Consider the following 239-nt stretch of genomic DNA (forward strand, 5'->3'; position numbering starts at 1 on the left):
GGCCAGCTCGATATCCGGCTCGATTATGTGCAGACGCCAAACGGACCGATCCGCTTGTCGGGCCGCACCGCGCGGCAGGGCAATGGACAGGGCGCGCTGGCGATTGGCGGCGCGCTGTTCATTTCCTGGCCGATGCTGTTCATTCACGGCACCAGAGGCAGGATGCCCGCCGATACAGTGGTGACAGCCTACCTCGCGGACGATCTGCGTTTCAACGTGCAGGCAGCCTCGGCGCAAGC

At 64.9% G+C, this 239-nt stretch carries 1 protein-coding gene; it reads left to right on the forward strand.

All coding sequences use genetic code 11. The features are described 5' to 3' along the window. The coding region (locus tag RAD04_RS39105; protein WP_461628026.1) for a hypothetical protein at window positions 1-239 on the forward strand (239 nt) is incomplete at both ends.

This window comes from Bradyrhizobium sp. 25ACV, from assembly GCF_054863005.1.